Below are 15,598 nucleotides of genomic sequence, written 5' to 3'. Positions count from 1 at the left end.
TTACCGCGGCTGGGTGGCCTGTTTGAAGACTTCCGTGATTTTGATTCCCAGGGACTCGTCGACCATGACGACCTCCCCGCGGCCGATGAGCTTGCCGTTCACGTAGAGGTCGACGTTCTCGTCCACCTTCTTGTCCAGCTGCACGACGGTGCCGCTGGTCAGGGCCACGATGTCCCGCACCTTCATCTGGGCGCGGCCCAGCTCCACGCTGAGCCCCACCATGATGTCCATCACCAGATCGACGTTCTTATCGTTCATAGCCCTACCCTTCTATCTTGTTGGTTAATTGGATGCTGACCTGCTTTCCCTTCCGGTCCAAGGAGGCCTGGAATTTCGGCAACGCGCCCAAGTCGACCTCGACGTGGCTAACCTTATCCGGGTCGAGCATGAGGACGTCCCCCGGGGAAAGGCCGCTGATATCCTCCAGGCTCAGGGAGAAGCCGCGCCAGTAGGCGGTGAGCGGAATCTGGATGTTGTAAGTCGGCGCATTGGGCTCGAAGCTGGGGCTGACCTCCGACTCCTTCCCGTCATCCCCGTCGCTCATCTCGTGCATCATCTGATCCACGAGGGTCTCCAACGTCTCGTAGCAGAAGACGAAACGCAGCGTGGAAACGCAGTCGCCGAAACGGGCTTCCATCTCCAGGTAGAGCATGGTCTGGTCCGGCTCCGCGATGTCCAGGAAGCGGATGGTGTTTTCATTGCCCACCTTCTCCCACTCCAGCTTTTGGAAGCGGATCCAGCTCTCCGTGTATTCCTTGATGATTAGCTGGATGAAATTCTCCAGGACGGTCTGCTCCATGTCGGTGAACTCGCGTTCCACCTTCACGGAGTGGCCGGGGCCTCCCAGCATGCGGTCGATGATGGTCAGGCCCAGGCGGGGAGTCAGGTCCAACACCGCGATGCCCGGCAGCGGCTTCATGCGGAAGAGGGTCAAATAGCTGGGCATGCCCATGCTTTCGATGAGCTGCTTGTAAGTCGTCGTCTCCAGGCGGGACATCTGGAGCAGGAACTCCATGCGCAGGAAGACGGAGAGGGCCGCGCTCAGGTTCCGGATGAATTCCTCATGCTTGATGCGGAGGCGCCGCATCTGCGCCGGCGTCAGGAAGACGGGCGAGCGGAAGTCATACGGCTGGATGTGGTGGCTCTTCTGCCCTTCGGAAGGGCGGCGCTTTTCCGTCCCCGCGCTGATGACGGTGGCGCCCGGATCGACGCCGCTCTGCACCGAGGCTAATATCGCCTCGACCTCGGCCTGACTTAAGACATCGCCGGAGGAATCCTGGGCCATTTATTGGATGATGAATTCGGGGAAGTAGATGTTGGTCACTTCCCCCTTAGTCTCAAGGAGGGGATTGATCGTATTGAGCAGCTCGGAGCGGAGCTTGCCGCGGACGGAGGGATCGGACAGCTCCTCCAAGCTCTTCTGCCCCAAAGTGGCGGAAACGATGTCGGTGATCTGGGGGCGCTTGCGCTCCAGCTCAGCGACGACGCTCGGCGGAGCGGCGAAGTAGGCGGTGGCCTTCAGAAAACGGCCCGCCTTGGTCCCGGCGATGTTCACCAGGATGTCCGTGATAACGAAGCTGTCGCCCGCTTTCCCCTCCCCTTTCTCGCCCTTTTCTCCGCCCTTTTCCTTTTCCGCATGCTCGGCGGGGGCCGGGGCGGCCTCTTCTCCGCCGGCGGCGGGAGGGGCACTCTGCTGGATGGCCGCGGCAATGCGGGCCGGAAGGACGAAGTAAGCCAGGGCAAAGCCGCCACCCAGCATCAGCACCGCCACGATGATGGCCAGGATGAGCGGGGACGGGCCTCCCTTACCGGAAGAGGCGTCGGGAGCGGCTACGGGGGCGGGATCGGACATATCAGATCGTGACTTTGGATTTGCGGTGCGGGGGGGTCAAGTTATTTGCTCCCCTACCAGGCCGCGGCACCCGGCCGCCGATCATATGACGTGCCCGGATGCCGCGCCGCTGGGGTTTCCTGGTTAAAAGTTTAAGGTCGTGGGGACGCCTTTCCGCCTTACTGGACCATGTTGGTCACCACCTGGAGCATCTGGCTGCTGGTGCTGATGACCTTGGCATTGGCCGCGTAGGAGTTCTGGATGATGATCATGTTGGAGAACTGCGTGGCCACGTCGGCGTTGGAAAGCTCCAACGCGCTGCCCTGCAGGCTGCCCGTCTGGTTAGTGCTGGCCTCGTAGACAGTGGGGACGCCGGAGGCTTCGGTCGCCTGGTAATAACCGCCGCCCACGCTGTTCAGGCCGTTGTTGGCAGAAACCAGGGCGATGGGCAGGTAACCGACGACGACGGAGGTACCGTTTTGACCGATGACGGAGATGGCACCGTTGTTCCCCACGCTGTAGCTGACGACCTGCTCGGTCACCGTATTGCCGCTCGCGTCGAGGGAGCTGATCGTCGAGGGGATGACGATGTTGCTCATGCTGGTTTGGTCAATGGCGGCGCTGCCGGAATCGGTCGCGGCAAAGTCGGACTGGACGACGGACTGGAAGCCGGTCGTCTCCGTCGCGTCCTGGGTGGAAGTGCCGGCGCTATACCCCTGCACGTAATAGCCGTCGACGGTGCGAAGGTTGCCGTTCACGTCGACGACGAAGTCGCCGGCGCGGGTGTAGTAGGTATTGGAGGCGGCCGTGGTGCTCTGCGTGTTGACCACGAAGTAGCCGTTGCCGCTGATCGCCACGTCGCTGGGGATGCCGGTCTGGGCGATCGAGCCCTGGGTGAAATCCGTGACCGTGCCGGCGATCTTGGTGCCCAAGCCGACGCTAAGGCCGATGGGCGTGGAGGAGTCGGCCAGCCGGGAGGTTTGGTAGTAGGCTTCGCTGAATTCGGCCGTGCTGGCCTTGAAGCCCGTGGTGTTCAAGTTGGCCACGTTGTTGCCGATGACGTCCATGGCAGTCTGGTCACTGGTCAGGCCGCTGACGGCGGAGTAGAGGGCGCGGATCATAAAATTTGCTCCTTTTTCGTTTTGGGTTGGAGATTAGTTGCTGCTCGTGCCGGTGCCGCTGCTGGCGGCGTAGGCGCTGGTGACGTAGCTCAGCGGATAGGAAGTGCCGTTGACGGTGACTGTGGCTCCGCCGGAGCTGAAGCTGGCGTCGGTGACCTCGCCGGTGACCGTCGACGCGGACGTGACCGTGCTGGCAGGGATGGAAACGTCCACGGTCTTCCCCAGGAGGGTGGTGGCCGTCGAATAGTTGGTCAGGCTCGAGACATTCGTGGCGCTGTTCTGCGTCGCCACGTAGTTGGCCAGCGACATCATCTGCTGGAGCAGCTCGTTGGTATCGGTCGCATCGTCCGGATTTTGATTCTGCAGCTGGGTGGTGATGATCTTGTAAAAGTCGGACTGAGACAGATTGCCGATGTTGCTATTGCTCGTGCTGGTCGAGCTGGAACTGCTGCTCGTCGAGGAAACGCTTGAAACGCTCATGGTGGTAAAAAAGGTGGGGGTTAAGCGGTCTTCGCCACGGAGGCGAGCTGGCTGAGGCTGTAGGATTGCCCGGCGACCTGGAACGTCGGCACGCCGTGGCTGATCTGGAGCTTTTCGGCCTTGCCCTGGACAAACTGGCCGCCCTGGTTCACCACCGTGACGGTGGAACCCACGAGCTGCTGGGCCAGGCTGATCTTCTGTGAGGAAGTGAGCGAGGATATCTTCTCCTGCAGGTCGCCGGATTTAAGGCCGACGAGCTGGTTGGCGTCGACGCCGTGGCTCGCCTGCAGGCCGGCGGTATAGCGCTGGAAGTCGGCGCCGCTGGAGGCGGTCGTAAGGGCCGAGGAAGCTGCCGCCACGCCGCCTTTAGCGGCGGAGGCGGCGGCCGAGGCGGCCGGGGCAACGAGGAATGGATTCATGGGTTAGCGATTCTCCGTGAGGGTTAGGTTAAGGTCGGATCCTCCGAAGATCGCCTCGGCCAAGGCGCGGTCGTCCATGTCGGCATCGGCACTACCGTTCTGCTGCTGTTGCTGCTGGTAGTGGGCGTTCTGGCCGGAGCCGCCCTGTTGACCGTTGCCGGAATTGGGATTGTCCAACTGGGGAGGCAGCCAGACGACGCCGGAGCCGGAACCGGCTTCCTTCAGCCCGCCGACCTGCTGCTGGAGCCATTGCAGCGAGCTGGAGTCGCTGGCGCTCAGCTGGGCGCGTAATTGCCCGTTGGATTGGGAAAAATAGACGGTGACCGTTTCTCCCGGGGGAGTCTGCAGTTCCACGGCGATGCGCTGGGGGGTGAGGACCGGCGCCTCGTTCAACGTCTGCCGGATGACGTCGACGAACTGATCGTTCGACTGGAGCGCAACGCGCTTTTCCGTGATCGCATCCTGGGAGCTGGCCTGCACGCCGGCCTGCCCCTGAATGGAAGCCGTGGCGGCCGCCGCGGTCTGGCTGGCGTCCGCGGCCGCTCCGGCCGTGGCGGAGGTGGAGCGGGCACGCTCAGGCTTCACCGCCGTCAGGGCGGCCAGCAGATCGCCGGTCGTCTTTGCGTCGGTTCCGTGCGTCGGCAAATTTTGCGCAATCGCGGGCATTACAGTGCTTTCAGAAAAAACCGTGCCAACCTGCGTGGAAAGAGGCGTCAATAGGTCGTTAGCGGGCTGATCCCCCTTCTTTTTGTCCGAATTCTCCGAATTTTCGTCCTTGGAAGAATGTTTGCCGGTATTTCCGGCGGCGGTGGCCGTCAGCGACTGGCTCATCGTGGTCACATTTATTCCGGATTGCGGCGTGGTGGCGGCATTATTTTCCCCGGTCGATGCCGTCACATCGTTGGAAGCGGTGGCGTCATCGGTCTCCTCTCCGGCTTGCGCATTTTGCCCCGTCTGGGCCGCTTGAGCCGCCTGTGCTGCCAGGGAAATCGGGGGAGGCGCGGCGGGCTGGGCCGTCTCGGCGGTCGCCACGTCAAAGAGCGCCGCGCCGGAAGTCGTCACGGTGGCCGCGTCGGCGCTGTCGGTGGAGGCGTCATCCCCGGCCGAGGCATTCGCGGCAACGGCGGCCTGCGTCGGGGGGGGAATGACGCCGGAGGCGATGATCTGGTTCATCCACTGGGTGGCGTCGACGGCCACGGGGGTCGTGGAAGAATCGGCCTGGGCGTCGTCCTTATCCGCCCCGTCGTCATCGGTCACATCGGCTTGGTCATCATGCTTGTCCCCGGACTTGGAAGGTTTTCCGGAGGGCGTCGCATCGGCCGCATGAGGATGCGCGGCCTGAGCCTGGCCCTGAGTTTGGGAAGCCTGCGTGTGGGAGGAGTCCTGGGCGGTCGTTTGCCGGGTGGAGGAGGAGGAAGAGGACTTCGCCGGCGCATCATGTCCGTGGGTGACCTGATCCATGTAGGAGCTGAAGTCGGAACCCGCGCTGGACCCGGAATCCGTGGCGGAAGCGTGCGAGGAGGAAGCGGAGGCGGAAGACGAGGCCGAGGCGCTGGAGGAAGTCCCCGTGGCGGCCTTGGCGGCGTTGAACATCGCGGAAAGCGCGGCGGAAAGTGCCATAAAGAATGAAGGGGTTAAGGGTTGGCGGGAGAGCTTGAGCTCGGGTTATTGCTGGAAAGGTCGGTGGAAGAGGAGGGCTGGTCGATGGTGCGGACCAGGTCGTTGGTGATCTGGGCGACGAGGGCCTTGTCGCCGGGATACTTTTCGATCCAATTGGAGAGGAGCTTGGCCGCCGTCTTCTGCTTCATGACGGTGACGACCTTCGTCGCCTGCTCCGGCGGAAGGACGCGCAGGAGGGACACCGCGTCGTCCGGCTTCATCGTGCTATAGAGATCGGCCAGCTCCTGAAGGCGCGGAGTCTCGTTCTGTTTGATTTTGATAAGACGATCTTCCATGTCCTTCTGCACGTGCTCCAGGCGGCTGCGCTCCTGGTCCAGCGCGCCGCGCTCCGCCTGGAGGAGCTGCTCCCGCTTGGCCAGCTCGGCGTCGAGGAGGAGGGCCTTGTTGTTCCGCTCCGTCAGTTCCCGGCGCCAGGAATCGAGCTCCGCGGCGATCTTGGTGAAATCGTCGAAAGACTTGGCGGAGGAAGTCGCCATGGAGACAGGCTTGACCGCATGGGGAGCCGGGCGCGGGGGGAGCTTAACCTTGCCGGCGGCGACGAAGGTGCCGCCGAGCAGGCCGAAGAGAAGGCCGATTCCGGCCGCCAGGGAGATGATGAGGGAGGGCATGTAGAAGAAGAGTCTAGAAAAGGGGCTCGTTGCGGGAATAGATGAACTGGTTCTGCGCCACGTCGTCCATCTCGCGGCGGTCGCGCAGGTCGGCCTCGACGCGGTCCTGCTCGCGGCGCTTTTCGAGCACCTTGGCGATCATGTCGGCGCGGGTCTTCGCCTTGAGGGTTTCCTGCACCTGCTCGTTGCGGGCGATCTGGGCCATGCCGTATTGGCGCAGGTCGTAGTTGTGGCGCAGCCCGGCCTCCCGCACGCAGCCGTCGCGGCGGGAATAGTCATGCACCTGGGCGTTGTCCACGCTGTGGTGGTAGCTGCCCTGCAACACATCCAGGGAACGGTAGCAGTCCTGCTCCTTGGCCTTTTCCTCCCGCTGGCGTTGGACGAGTTTTCCTTCCTCCTGTTCGAGGTCGTATTCCCGCAGGCGGTGGAGGATTTCGAGGGAGCGGTGCTTCATCGGCTCTTAGTTGCGGGCCAGGGCGGCGGAGGAAGAGGAAACGACGGGCGCCGCGCCTCCTCCCTGGCTGTTGAGGATGCGCTCCAGCACCGCAAAGGCGCCGTTGACGGTGCCCGGCTCCTCCACCGACTGGCGGAGGAACTGGACGAGCTGGGGATAGAGGGCCAAGGCGTGGTCCAATTGGGTGTTGCTGCCCGGGGTGTAGGCGCCGATTTCCACCAGTTCCCGGTATTGCCGCTGCACGGCCAGGATGTGCCGGGCGCGGCCAATGAGCTCCCGCTGGGGCGCGCCGATCAGGTTGCTCTGGAGGCGGCTGAGGCTCTCCAGGACGTCGATGGCCGGATAGTGGTTCTCCGAGGCCAGACGGCGGGTCAGGAGGAGGTGGCCATCCAGAATGGAGCGGGCGCAATCGCTGATGGGGTCGTTCCAGTCGTCGCCTTCCGTCAGGACGGTGTAGAAGCCGGTAATGATGCCTTGATCCAGGCAGCCCGCCTGCTCCAACAGGATCGGCATGAGGCCGAAGACGGAGGGCGGATAGCCGCGGGTGGCCGGGGGCTCACCGACGGCCAGGCCGATTTCCCGCTGGGCCATAGCCAGGCGGGTGAGCGAATCCATCATGAGGAGGACGTGCTTCCCCTGCGCGCGGAAGTGGGCGGCGATCGTATTGGCGGTGAAGGCGGCCTTGATACGGGCCAGGGCGGGCTGGTCCGAGGTGGCGACGACGATGACGCTGCGCTTGAGCGCCTCGGGACCCAGGTCCCGCTCGACGAACTCGAGCACCTCGCGGCCGCGCTCGCCGATGAGGGCGATGACGTTGATGTCCGCGCTGGCGTAGCGGCAGATCATGCCCAGGAGCGTGCTCTTGCCCACGCCGCTGCCCGCGAAGATGCCCAGGCGCTGCCCCGCGCCCGCCGTGGCGAAGGAGTCGATGGCGCGGACGCCGGTCTGGAAGATGTTGCTGATGCGGGGACGGCGGGCCGGGGGCGGCACGCTGCGGATAAGCGGAGCCGTCGGCGTCTCCGCCGGCAGCGGGCCCAGATCGTCAATGGGGCGGCCCAGGGGATCGAGGATGCGCCCCAGGACGGACGGGCCGACGGGGATCTGCGGCGGCGCGCCGGTGGACTGGACGCCGTCGCCGATCCCGATCCCTTCCAGCCCCTCCCAGGGCATAAGGAGAATGCGCCCCTCGCGGAAACCGACGACTTCCGCCAAACGGCGCTTTTGCGAGGCGCCGCAGTAGATCCAGCAAGCTTCCCCCAGCGCGGCGGCCGGCCCCTGGGACTCGACGGTCAGGCCGACGACCTTGGCCACGCGCCCGACGAGGCCGACGGGGCGGATCTGGGAAAGGGCGCGCCGGGTCTTGGCGACCAGCCCGGGATAATTCAGCCCGGGATGCATCAGGCGGCCTCCTCCTCAAGAGCCAGGCGGATCTGGGCCAGCTTAGACAGGCGGCGGCCGTCAACCATGCCGAGGTCGGTCTGCAAAACGTATTCCCCCTTGCCGAGGGTGGGATTGGCGCGCCATTGGACACGGCCGTGATGGAGAGCCAGCCCGAGCTTGTCCAAACGGCGCTCCAGGATGCCGATCTCCTCTTGGGAGGCTTCGATCGAGATCGCCTGGGCCTGGCCGACTTCCCGCACCAGGGCGGAAACCTCGGCAGCCATCTCCTCATGAGTGAAGGAGTGTTCGCGGAAAACGCGGCCCAGGGCGGCCAGGAGCAGCTCGGGAAGATTCTTCTCCGCCACTTCCAGGAGCTTTTGCAGCACCAAGTCGAACTGGCGGAGGGAGGCCTGCATCTCCTTCTGGTCGGCGGCGCGGGCCGCGGCCATCTCCTGCAGGGCGCGGCGGCGCCCCTCGCGGAGGCCGGCGTCATAGCTGCCGTCGTAAAGGGTCTCTTCCGAGGCGACCACTTCCGGCGCGGGCGCGGCCTCGGCGCCCTCCTCCCCTTCCCCCTCCGGCAGGACCGGAGCGGGCGCCAGAACGCGGCGGCGGACCGTGAGGCGGTCGACGCGCGCGGGAATCTGGACCTGGAAGGATTTCATCGGAGGGAGAGGGCGGCTTTAGACCAGCTCGCGGCGTCCGCCGCCCTTGCTGATGGTGATTTCGCCGCTGGCTTCCAACTGGCGGACAACGTCGATGATCTTCTGCTGCGCCTCCTCCACCTCCGTGAGGCGGACGGGGGGCATGAACTGGATTTCTTCCTGAAGGCCTTCCGCGGCGCGCTTGGAGAGGCCGCCCAGCACGGTGCTGCGGAGGCGTTCCGAGGCGGTCTTGAGGGCGATGGCCAGCTGGTGGTAGTCGACCTCCCGCAGGATGCGGGCCAGGGTCTGCTTGTCCATGTCGGCGATGTCCTCGAAGACGAAGAGGAGCTTTTGGATGTTTTTCGCCAGATCGGGATTGCGCTCCTCCAGGCCGGTGAGGAGCTGCTTGGAAACGTTGTCGTCCAGGGCGTTGATGACGTCCGCCAGGATGCGGGCGCCGCCGGAGCTGGTGACGGAAACGGTGCTCTTCATCGCCACGCGGCGCTTGATGTGATTGAGGATCTGTTCCACCACTTCGGCCGAGGTCGGCTCCATGGTGGCGATACGCTCGACCACGTCGGTGCGGAAATCGGTGTTAAGGAGGGAGAGGACCTCCGCGCAGCGGGCGGGATCGAGGTAGGAGAGGACCAGCGCCCAGGTCTGGATCTGCTCCTTGCGCAGGAGGTTGATCAGCTGGCGGGGCTGGATGTCCCGCAGCACGCTGCTGTCGACGGTGCGCGCCTTGTTGGGGGCGATGCGGTTGATCAGCTCGTTGGCCTTAAAGGTGCCGATGGAGCGCTCCAGCACGTCCTTGGCGAACTGCGGGCCGCCCGCGGCGGAGGCCACCGCGTCGACGGTGACGGAGGTGAATTCCTTGAGAAGGGCGCGCTGCATGTCCATCGAAATGAAGTCGATGCGGGCCATCTCCGTGGTGACTTCCTCGACGTCGCGCTCGTCGAACTCGTTGAGAATCTGGGCGGCCAGCTCCTTCCCCAGGACGACCAGGAGGCCGGCCAGGCGCTGCTTTTTCGACCAGCTGCGCAGGGCTTCCTCGGCGGATTTTCCTCCTCCTCCGGGGCTGTTGAGCTGCTTCGGGGCTGCGGGAGTCTCGGTAGCGGTGGCCATAGGGGTGCTCCGTGGTTAGTTGCGCATCATCCAGGCCTTGAGGGCCTGCGAGGTGTTGCCGGGGTTGTCGCGGATCAGCTTGCTCAGGTCGTCGACGGAAAGGGCGTTGGGCTGGGCTTTCTCCCGGTCGATCTCGGCCAGGGCGTCGTCCGCCATCTTTTTGTAGCGGGAGAGGAGGGAGGAGAACTCGCCCGACTCCGCGCTCTCGAACATGCTGGAGCTGCGCAGGATGCTGCGCAGGTAGAGCAGCACCACGACGGCCAGGACGCCCAGGCAGCCCTGGGTGACCCAGGGGATCCACTGGTTCTTGTTGGCCAGGATGGTGGCGGCGGCGGTGGTGGCGGGCTCCGCCTGCTCGAAGGCGGGGGCGAACTCGATCTCCTGCACGGTGACGGAGTCTTTCCGCGCGTCGCTCTGGGTGAAGCCGATCGCCTCCTTCACCATCTGGTCTAGCTGCTGCAGCTCCTGCGGCGTGCGGGGACGGACGGAGGAGGTGGGGCCGGTGCCGCTGTGGCGCACATTGACGAAGACGGCGGCGGTGATGCGGGTGGGCACGCCGACGGCCTTCTGCAGGCTCTCGACTGTGCGGTTGATGTCGTATTGGTTCTCGGCGGTCGCCTTTTCCGTGGAGGCTTCCGTCTGGGTCTTGTCGCCGCTGTTGCTCTCGTCCGTGGTGTTCGGGGTGGAGCCGACGGTGGCGTTGGCCTGCTGGGTCTTGGTGTGGGTCGCCTCGCTGGTGGTGTGCTCGGCGCCGACGACGGCGCTCTTCGGGTCGAACCGCTCGGAGGTCTGCTGGATGGTGTCGAAGTTCAGCTCGGCGGTGATCTGGACGGTGGACTGGCCGACGCCCAGGGTCTGGTCGAGCATCGACTGCACCTTCTCCCGCAGGTGGTCCTCATACTGGCGCTGGACGCTCAGCTGGGTGTTGCTGAGGGCGCCCAGGCCGTTGCCCGCGTCGTCCGGGGCCAGGGAGCGGCCGGCGGTGTCGACGATGGCGACGTGGTTGGGCTGGAGCCCCTCGACGCTGTTGGAAACCAGGAAGCGGATGGCGGCGACCTGTTCCGGGGCCAGCGTGCGGCCCTGCTTCATCTGGATGAGGACGGAGGCCTTGGCTTCCTTCCGGTCCTTGCTGAAGAGCCGCTCTTCCGGCACGACGATCATGACGCGGGCGTCGGAGATGTCGTTGAACTGCTTGATCGTGCGGGCCAGCTCGCCCTGGATGGCGCGGTAGTAATTGGCCTTCTGCATGAAGTCCGGCATGCCGAAGCTGGGCTTGTCGAACAGCTCAAAGCCGACGCCGCCGCCGGTATCCGGGGCGCGGGGGATGCCGTTGGCGGCCAGGTCGAGGCGCGTCTCGTAGACGCTGGCGCTGGGGACCATGACGGTGGCGCCGCTATCCTCCAACTCGTAACGGATTTTCTTTCCCTTGAGGAACTCGACGACCTTGGACGCCTCGCTCGGCTGCATGCCGCTGAAGAGAACGTCCATGTGCGGCTTGTTCGCGTAGGAGATGACCATTCCCAGGCCGACGATGATGGCGACCGTGGTGGCGATGATGGGGATGCGGCGGCTGACTGGGATTCCGGCCCAGACTTGCTGCAGGTTTTTAAAGAATTCGTTCATGGTTGGCTTCCTCCTTGAAAAAATGATGCGGGATTAAATCTGCATCCTCATGACTTCCTGATACGCGCTGACGACCTGGTTCCGCACCTGCGACACCAGCTTGAAGGCGACTCCGGCCTCCTCCTCCGCGACCATCGCGTCATTGACGGTCGTCGGCCCTCCCATAAGAACGTCGCGCACCTTGGCGCCCGCCGTTTGATCCAGCTGATTGGTCTGCCGGATCATGTCCTGCACGATGCCCGTGTAGGTCGTCGGCTCGGCGCCGGCGGCGTAAACCTGGCTGGGCCCGGAGACCGCGGCGGAAGCCTGCGGCGCCTCGGCGGCCTGGGGCAGCTTGAAGGCGAAGGTGGCGCCGTTGCCCTGCTGCAGGACTGTGCCGGCCTGGCCCACCGCCGCGCCCGGGTCGAGCGGCGTGGAGGTCAGGGCGGAGGCGGCGGAAAGGGGATCCATATCTTACGGCTTAAGCTTCGGCGATGGCGATGGAGCGGTTGACCATGTCGCGCCCGGTCTTGATGACCTGGAGATTGGCCTCGAAGGAGCGGCTGGCGGTCATCATGTCGACCATCTCATCGACGACGTTCACGTTCGGCATGGTGACGAAGCCCTGGGCGTCGGCGTGCGGATGGCCGGGCATGTAAAGCTTCTGGCCGGGAGAGGGATCGTCGACGATCTTGGCCACCTTCACGCCGCCGATCTGCTGGCCGGGGGCGGCCGGGACGCCGTTCTGGTTGGCGACCGTCTCGAAGACGACTTCCTTGCGCTGGTAGGCCTTGCCGTCCGGGCCGCGGGTCGTCTGCGCGTTGCCGATGTTGCCCGCGACGATTTCCAACCGGGTCCGCTCCGCCTGGAGGGCGCTGCCGCTGACGTCGATAGCCGGAATTAGGTTTGCCATGAGGTGCTAGGAGTTAGGAACCGCTCGTGCCGCCGCCGATCGCCTGCTTCACCCGGCTGTAGTGCAGGGCCAACATGCGGGCGGAAAAATCGAAGTCGCTTTGGTTCTTCATCAGTTCGGTCATTTCCTGATCCAGGTTGACCGTATTGCCGTCGTAACGGGCGGGGTTCTGCACGTCGGCCACGGAAACCGTCCCCTTGGGGATATCCGTCGGGGTTTCCCCCTTGTCGATCTGGTGGAGAGCCGTGTTAAGGCTGGAGGCGAAAGAGGAAGCAACGTCGACGCGGTGATACCCGGGGGTATTGACGTTGGCCACGTTGCTGGCCAGCGCGTCATGGCGCAAAGAGGCTTCCTGAAGGGTAAGCTTCAGGCTCGCCAAGGTGGGCTCATTCATGAGCTTCTCGATACCACTGGTCATCGCCAGGGTATTTAGCAAGCGTTATGCCACCCCTCTTAAAGTCGAACTCAACTAACTTGCTATAAGCTACTTACAAATTAGGAGCTTTTTGCCGCCCCAGGCAAAGGGGAACTTTTTTCCCAATTTGGGAGGGGTAAAATTTTCCCCAGGACAAAAACCGCCATGAGGCGGCTCTTAGAGGTAATCCTGCCAGGAAATCGTCGTCGCGGGCCGGGAGGCCAGAACTTTGGCCTGGGTGACGACGCGCGCCGACTCTTCGTCGAACCGGTAGCCATGGCAGCTGGGGCAGGTGGAGGCCTTGACCACGACGATCGACTCGCACCCCTCGCAGACTTTGTATTTCTCAGGTGTGTGAATGATCTTTTCCGCGCGTTTGCGGCGATCAAACATCTCCACCTGCTGCGAGTCTCCCTCCCCAGCCTGTTCCAGGTGGTGGGGTTTGGGGGGTTTCGGCTTAAATCCGGACTCGCTCATCGGGCAATGCGGGTAACTAGTTCTATCTTTTGTCGGCATCCAAACAAGATTTTTAACCCCTAATATTAAAAAACTTATGAGCGGAACGGCCCCTTCCGGAGTAGAATGGGCGGCATGGAAATGAACCTCGTCCTGGGGGCCTGGAAGGAAGACGAAGCGGGCCTGCATAAGACCTTCCAATTTCAGGACTTCCGCCATGCCTTGTCCTTTTTGGTGGAAGTGGGCCGCCTGGCCGAACAGGCCGGGCACCATCCCGACGTCGACCTGCGCTACAATAAGGTCTCACTCACCCTCCTCACCCACAGCGCGGGGCGCATTACGGAAAAAGATCACTCCCTGGCGGCCGAGATCGACCGCCTCCCCCTGGAGCGGATCGCGGCGGGAAGCCGCGCCCTCTTCACCGCGGGTTGACAAGGCCGATGCGGCCCATAACGTCGGCCATTATGCCTCACGTCTTCGCCAATCATCAGGAAAAGCTGTTCGCCAAGGTCAAAGGAAAGACCGGCAAGATCTCCGACAAGACCCACGAGGAACACCTCAAACTCTACACCGGCTACGTCAACCGGACCAACGCCATCTTCGAAGAACTGGAAAAGCTGGGCACCCCCGATCCCGCCAACCCCAACCACGGCAACCAGATCTACTCCCAGGTCCGCGCCCTGAAGATCGACCTCACCTTCGCCCTGGGCGGCATCAAGAACCACGAGCTTTACTTCAACATCCTGGGCGGCACCGGGAAGGCCTCCGGCAAGATCGCCGAGCTGATCGACCGCGACTTCGGCTCCTACGAGAACTACAAGAAGGACCTGAAGGCCTCCGGCCTCTCCGCCCGCGGCTGGGTCTGGACCGGCCTGGACCACACCACCGGCAAGCTCTTCAACTACCTGGGCGACGCCCAGAACACCTACCCCGTCTGGGGCGTCACCCCGCTCCTGGGCCTGGACGTCTACGAGCACGCCTACTACGCCGACTTCTACACCGCCCGCGCCAGCTACATCGAGGAGTTCTTCCAGTTCATCGACTGGAACACGGTCAACGCCCTCCTGCCCGTCAGCTAAGCCGTGAGCCTGCTCCTCCGGGTCGTCCTGCTGATCTCGCTCTCCCTTCTGGCGGCCGCCCAGGCCGACCAGGACCCGGGAGCGGCGTCGGCGGCGCCCGCGGGAGCGGACAGCGCCCCCTCCGGTCCTCCCCTGCCCTACCCGGCCGACGTCCGCGGCATCCTCGACCGCTTCTTCGGCATCCTCAAGGAGGGCAAAGCCTCCTACGCCGCCGAATGGCTCTGCGGGTCCAACCCGCTCATGAGCGCCAAGCCGGACATCATCGTAAAGCTCAAATACGTGCTGGGGGAATTCAGCCAGCGCTGCGGCTCCTTCTCCGGCTTCGACACCCTCCAGGATCAGAAACTGGGAGACCACGTCGAGTACATCTTCGGCCTGGGCATTTACAAGAGCCAGCCCGCCGCCTTCGCGTTCACCTTCTACAACTCCGGCACCGGCTGGATGCTGCAAAACTTCGACCTGAGCCTGAACGTCGACGAGAAAATCAAGCAGCTCGTCGCCCCCGCGCCGGAGCCGGTCAAATCCGCGCCCCCCTCCGCCGCGCCCGTCACTCCGGAGCCCGCAACCGCCACGCCCGCCACCGGCGCCGCGCCGGAGACGCCGCCTCCGAAAGCCCAGGCCATCCCCGCCCCCGCCTCCAGCACGAACACTCTCAACATTCAACCGCCCCTTCCTGCAAGGGATCCTGAATTCCAATGAAACTCCTTCAAAACCTCTTCGATCAAAACGCCGCATGGGCCAATCACATGCTGGCCATCAATCCCCAGTTCTTCGAAAACCTCTCCAAGCAGCAAAAGCCCAAGCACTTTTGGATCGGCTGCTCGGACAGCCGCGTCCCGGCCAACGAAATCATCGGCCTTCCCCCGGGCGAGGTCTTCGTCCACCGCAATGTGGCCAACCTCGTCGTCTACAGCGACCTGAACTGCCTTTCCACCATCCAGTTCGCCGTCGATATCCTGCAGGTGAAGCACATCATGGTCGTCGGCCACTACGGCTGCGGCGGCGTCCGCGCGGCGCTGGAGAACAAGCGCGTGGGCCTCGCGGACAACTGGCTCTGCCACCTCCGCAACGTGGCGGAGAAATACTACGAGCCCGTCCACGCTAAAGAAGACCCCAACTGGCAGTGCGACCGCCTGTGCGAGCTCAACGTCCTTGAACAGGCCCGCCACGTCTGCCAGACCACCGTGCTCCGGGACGCCTGGGCGCGCGGCGCGGAGATCTCCGTCCACGGCTGGATCTACGGCCTGAACAACGGCCTGATTCACGACCTGGACCTCTGCGTCACCAACGCCGAGGAAGGAGAGAGCGTCTTCTCCACCGCCATCGACAAGGTCATCGACGCCACCAAGGCCTAATCCGCCTTTCCCGGAAAAAAGGGGCGCCGCGTCATGCGG

At 64.1% G+C, this 15,598-nt stretch carries 21 protein-coding genes; 4 read left to right on the top strand and 17 right to left on the bottom strand.

The genetic code is table 11. From position 1 onward, the window contains the following. The 17 genes from fliN to PW734_09840 all read right to left on the bottom strand — a co-directional run bounded on the left by fliN (position 1) and on the right by PW734_09840 (position 13,146). On the bottom strand, positions 1 to 258 hold the full coding sequence (fliN, locus tag PW734_09920; GenBank protein MDE1171507.1) for a flagellar motor switch protein FliN: 258 nt from the start codon (positions 256 to 258) through the stop codon (positions 1 to 3). Between the two features lie 4 nt (positions 259 to 262). Next, positions 263 to 1,285, bottom strand: coding sequence for a FliM/FliN family flagellar motor switch protein (locus PW734_09915; GenBank protein ID MDE1171506.1), 1,023 nt, complete (start codon positions 1,283 to 1,285; stop codon positions 263 to 265). Next, the gene (locus PW734_09910) at positions 1,286 to 1,852 is read right to left on the bottom strand and encodes a flagellar basal body-associated FliL family protein (GenBank protein ID MDE1171505.1); all 567 of its coding nucleotides are present in this window, start codon (positions 1,850 to 1,852) and stop codon (positions 1,286 to 1,288) included. 158 nt (positions 1,853 to 2,010) lie between these two features. Next, positions 2,011 to 2,952, bottom strand: coding sequence for a flagellar hook-basal body complex protein (locus tag PW734_09905; GenBank protein MDE1171504.1), 942 nt, complete (start codon positions 2,950 to 2,952; stop codon positions 2,011 to 2,013). Between the two features lie 33 nt (positions 2,953 to 2,985). Further along, complete coding sequence (locus tag PW734_09900; protein MDE1171503.1) at positions 2,986 to 3,432, bottom strand: flagellar hook capping FlgD N-terminal domain-containing protein; 447 nt, start codon at positions 3,430 to 3,432, stop codon at positions 2,986 to 2,988. 20 nt (positions 3,433 to 3,452) lie between these two features. Then, the gene (locus PW734_09895) at positions 3,453 to 3,851 is read right to left on the bottom strand and encodes a hypothetical protein (GenBank protein ID MDE1171502.1); all 399 of its coding nucleotides are present in this window, start codon (positions 3,849 to 3,851) and stop codon (positions 3,453 to 3,455) included. 3 nt (positions 3,852 to 3,854) lie between these two features. After that, on the bottom strand, positions 3,855 to 5,471 hold the full coding sequence (locus tag PW734_09890) for a hypothetical protein (GenBank protein MDE1171501.1): 1,617 nt from the start codon (positions 5,469 to 5,471) through the stop codon (positions 3,855 to 3,857). 14 nt (positions 5,472 to 5,485) lie between these two features. Beyond that, positions 5,486 to 6,139, bottom strand: a complete 654-nt coding sequence (locus PW734_09885) for a hypothetical protein (protein ID MDE1171500.1) — start codon at positions 6,137 to 6,139, stop codon at positions 5,486 to 5,488. A gap of 13 nt (positions 6,140 to 6,152) precedes the next feature. Then, complete coding sequence (locus PW734_09880) at positions 6,153 to 6,593, bottom strand: hypothetical protein (protein ID MDE1171499.1); 441 nt, start codon at positions 6,591 to 6,593, stop codon at positions 6,153 to 6,155. A gap of 6 nt (positions 6,594 to 6,599) precedes the next feature. Then, on the bottom strand, positions 6,600 to 7,991 hold the full coding sequence (locus PW734_09875) for a FliI/YscN family ATPase (protein MDE1171498.1): 1,392 nt from the start codon (positions 7,989 to 7,991) through the stop codon (positions 6,600 to 6,602). Then, positions 7,991 to 8,635, bottom strand: coding sequence for a hypothetical protein (locus PW734_09870; GenBank protein ID MDE1171497.1), 645 nt, complete (start codon positions 8,633 to 8,635; stop codon positions 7,991 to 7,993). Before PW734_09870 ends, PW734_09875 begins: the two co-directional genes overlap by 1 nt. An 18-nt stretch (positions 8,636 to 8,653) precedes the next feature. Continuing rightward, positions 8,654 to 9,739, bottom strand: coding sequence for a flagellar motor switch protein FliG (fliG, locus tag PW734_09865; protein ID MDE1171496.1), 1,086 nt, complete (start codon positions 9,737 to 9,739; stop codon positions 8,654 to 8,656). Between the two features lie 15 nt (positions 9,740 to 9,754). Further along, the gene (gene fliF, locus PW734_09860; protein ID MDE1171495.1) at positions 9,755 to 11,362 is read right to left on the bottom strand and encodes a flagellar basal-body MS-ring/collar protein FliF; all 1,608 of its coding nucleotides are present in this window, start codon (positions 11,360 to 11,362) and stop codon (positions 9,755 to 9,757) included. A 33-nt stretch (positions 11,363 to 11,395) separates the two neighbouring features. After that, positions 11,396 to 11,812, bottom strand: a complete 417-nt coding sequence (locus PW734_09855; GenBank protein ID MDE1171494.1) for a flagellar hook-basal body complex protein FliE — start codon at positions 11,810 to 11,812, stop codon at positions 11,396 to 11,398. 10 nt (positions 11,813 to 11,822) lie between these two features. Beyond that, positions 11,823 to 12,254, bottom strand: a complete 432-nt coding sequence (gene flgC / locus PW734_09850) for a flagellar basal body rod protein FlgC (GenBank protein ID MDE1171493.1) — start codon at positions 12,252 to 12,254, stop codon at positions 11,823 to 11,825. Positions 12,255 to 12,267: 13 nt separating this feature from the next. Then, entirely contained in the window at positions 12,268 to 12,672 is a 405-nt protein-coding gene (gene flgB / locus PW734_09845) for a flagellar basal body rod protein FlgB (protein ID MDE1171492.1), read from the bottom strand. A 174-nt stretch (positions 12,673 to 12,846) separates the two neighbouring features. Continuing rightward, positions 12,847 to 13,146 carry a hypothetical protein gene (locus tag PW734_09840; protein MDE1171491.1) on the bottom strand — a complete coding sequence of 100 codons (300 nt, stop codon included), beginning with the start codon at positions 13,144 to 13,146 and terminating at the stop codon, positions 12,847 to 12,849. Positions 13,147 to 13,260: 114 nt separating this feature from the next. On the opposite strand from PW734_09840, the gene PW734_09835 reads away from it, so the two are divergent. Genes PW734_09835 through can form a run of 4 tightly spaced genes read left to right on the top strand, consistent with a single transcriptional unit; the run spans position 13,261 to position 15,559 of the window. Beyond that, positions 13,261 to 13,557 carry a 4a-hydroxytetrahydrobiopterin dehydratase gene (locus tag PW734_09835; protein ID MDE1171490.1) on the top strand — a complete coding sequence of 99 codons (297 nt, stop codon included), beginning with the start codon at positions 13,261 to 13,263 and terminating at the stop codon, positions 13,555 to 13,557. A 32-nt stretch (positions 13,558 to 13,589) separates the two neighbouring features. Next, on the top strand, positions 13,590 to 14,204 hold the full coding sequence (locus PW734_09830) for a Fe-Mn family superoxide dismutase (GenBank protein MDE1171489.1): 615 nt from the start codon (positions 13,590 to 13,592) through the stop codon (positions 14,202 to 14,204). A 3-nt stretch (positions 14,205 to 14,207) separates the two neighbouring features. Further along, positions 14,208 to 14,903, top strand: a complete 696-nt coding sequence (locus PW734_09825) for a hypothetical protein (protein ID MDE1171488.1) — start codon at positions 14,208 to 14,210, stop codon at positions 14,901 to 14,903. Beyond that, the gene (can, locus tag PW734_09820; GenBank protein ID MDE1171487.1) at positions 14,900 to 15,559 is read left to right on the top strand and encodes a carbonate dehydratase; all 660 of its coding nucleotides are present in this window, start codon (positions 14,900 to 14,902) and stop codon (positions 15,557 to 15,559) included. The genes PW734_09825 and can overlap by 4 nt, the downstream gene beginning before the upstream one ends. Positions 15,560 to 15,598: the final 39 nt, after the last annotated feature.

The organism is Verrucomicrobium sp., from assembly GCA_028283855.1.
Lineage (GTDB): Bacteria > Verrucomicrobiota > Verrucomicrobiia > Methylacidiphilales > GAS474 > GAS474.
Note: the sequence above shows the minus strand (reverse complement) of the source record. Positions and strands in the feature narration are given on the sequence as shown.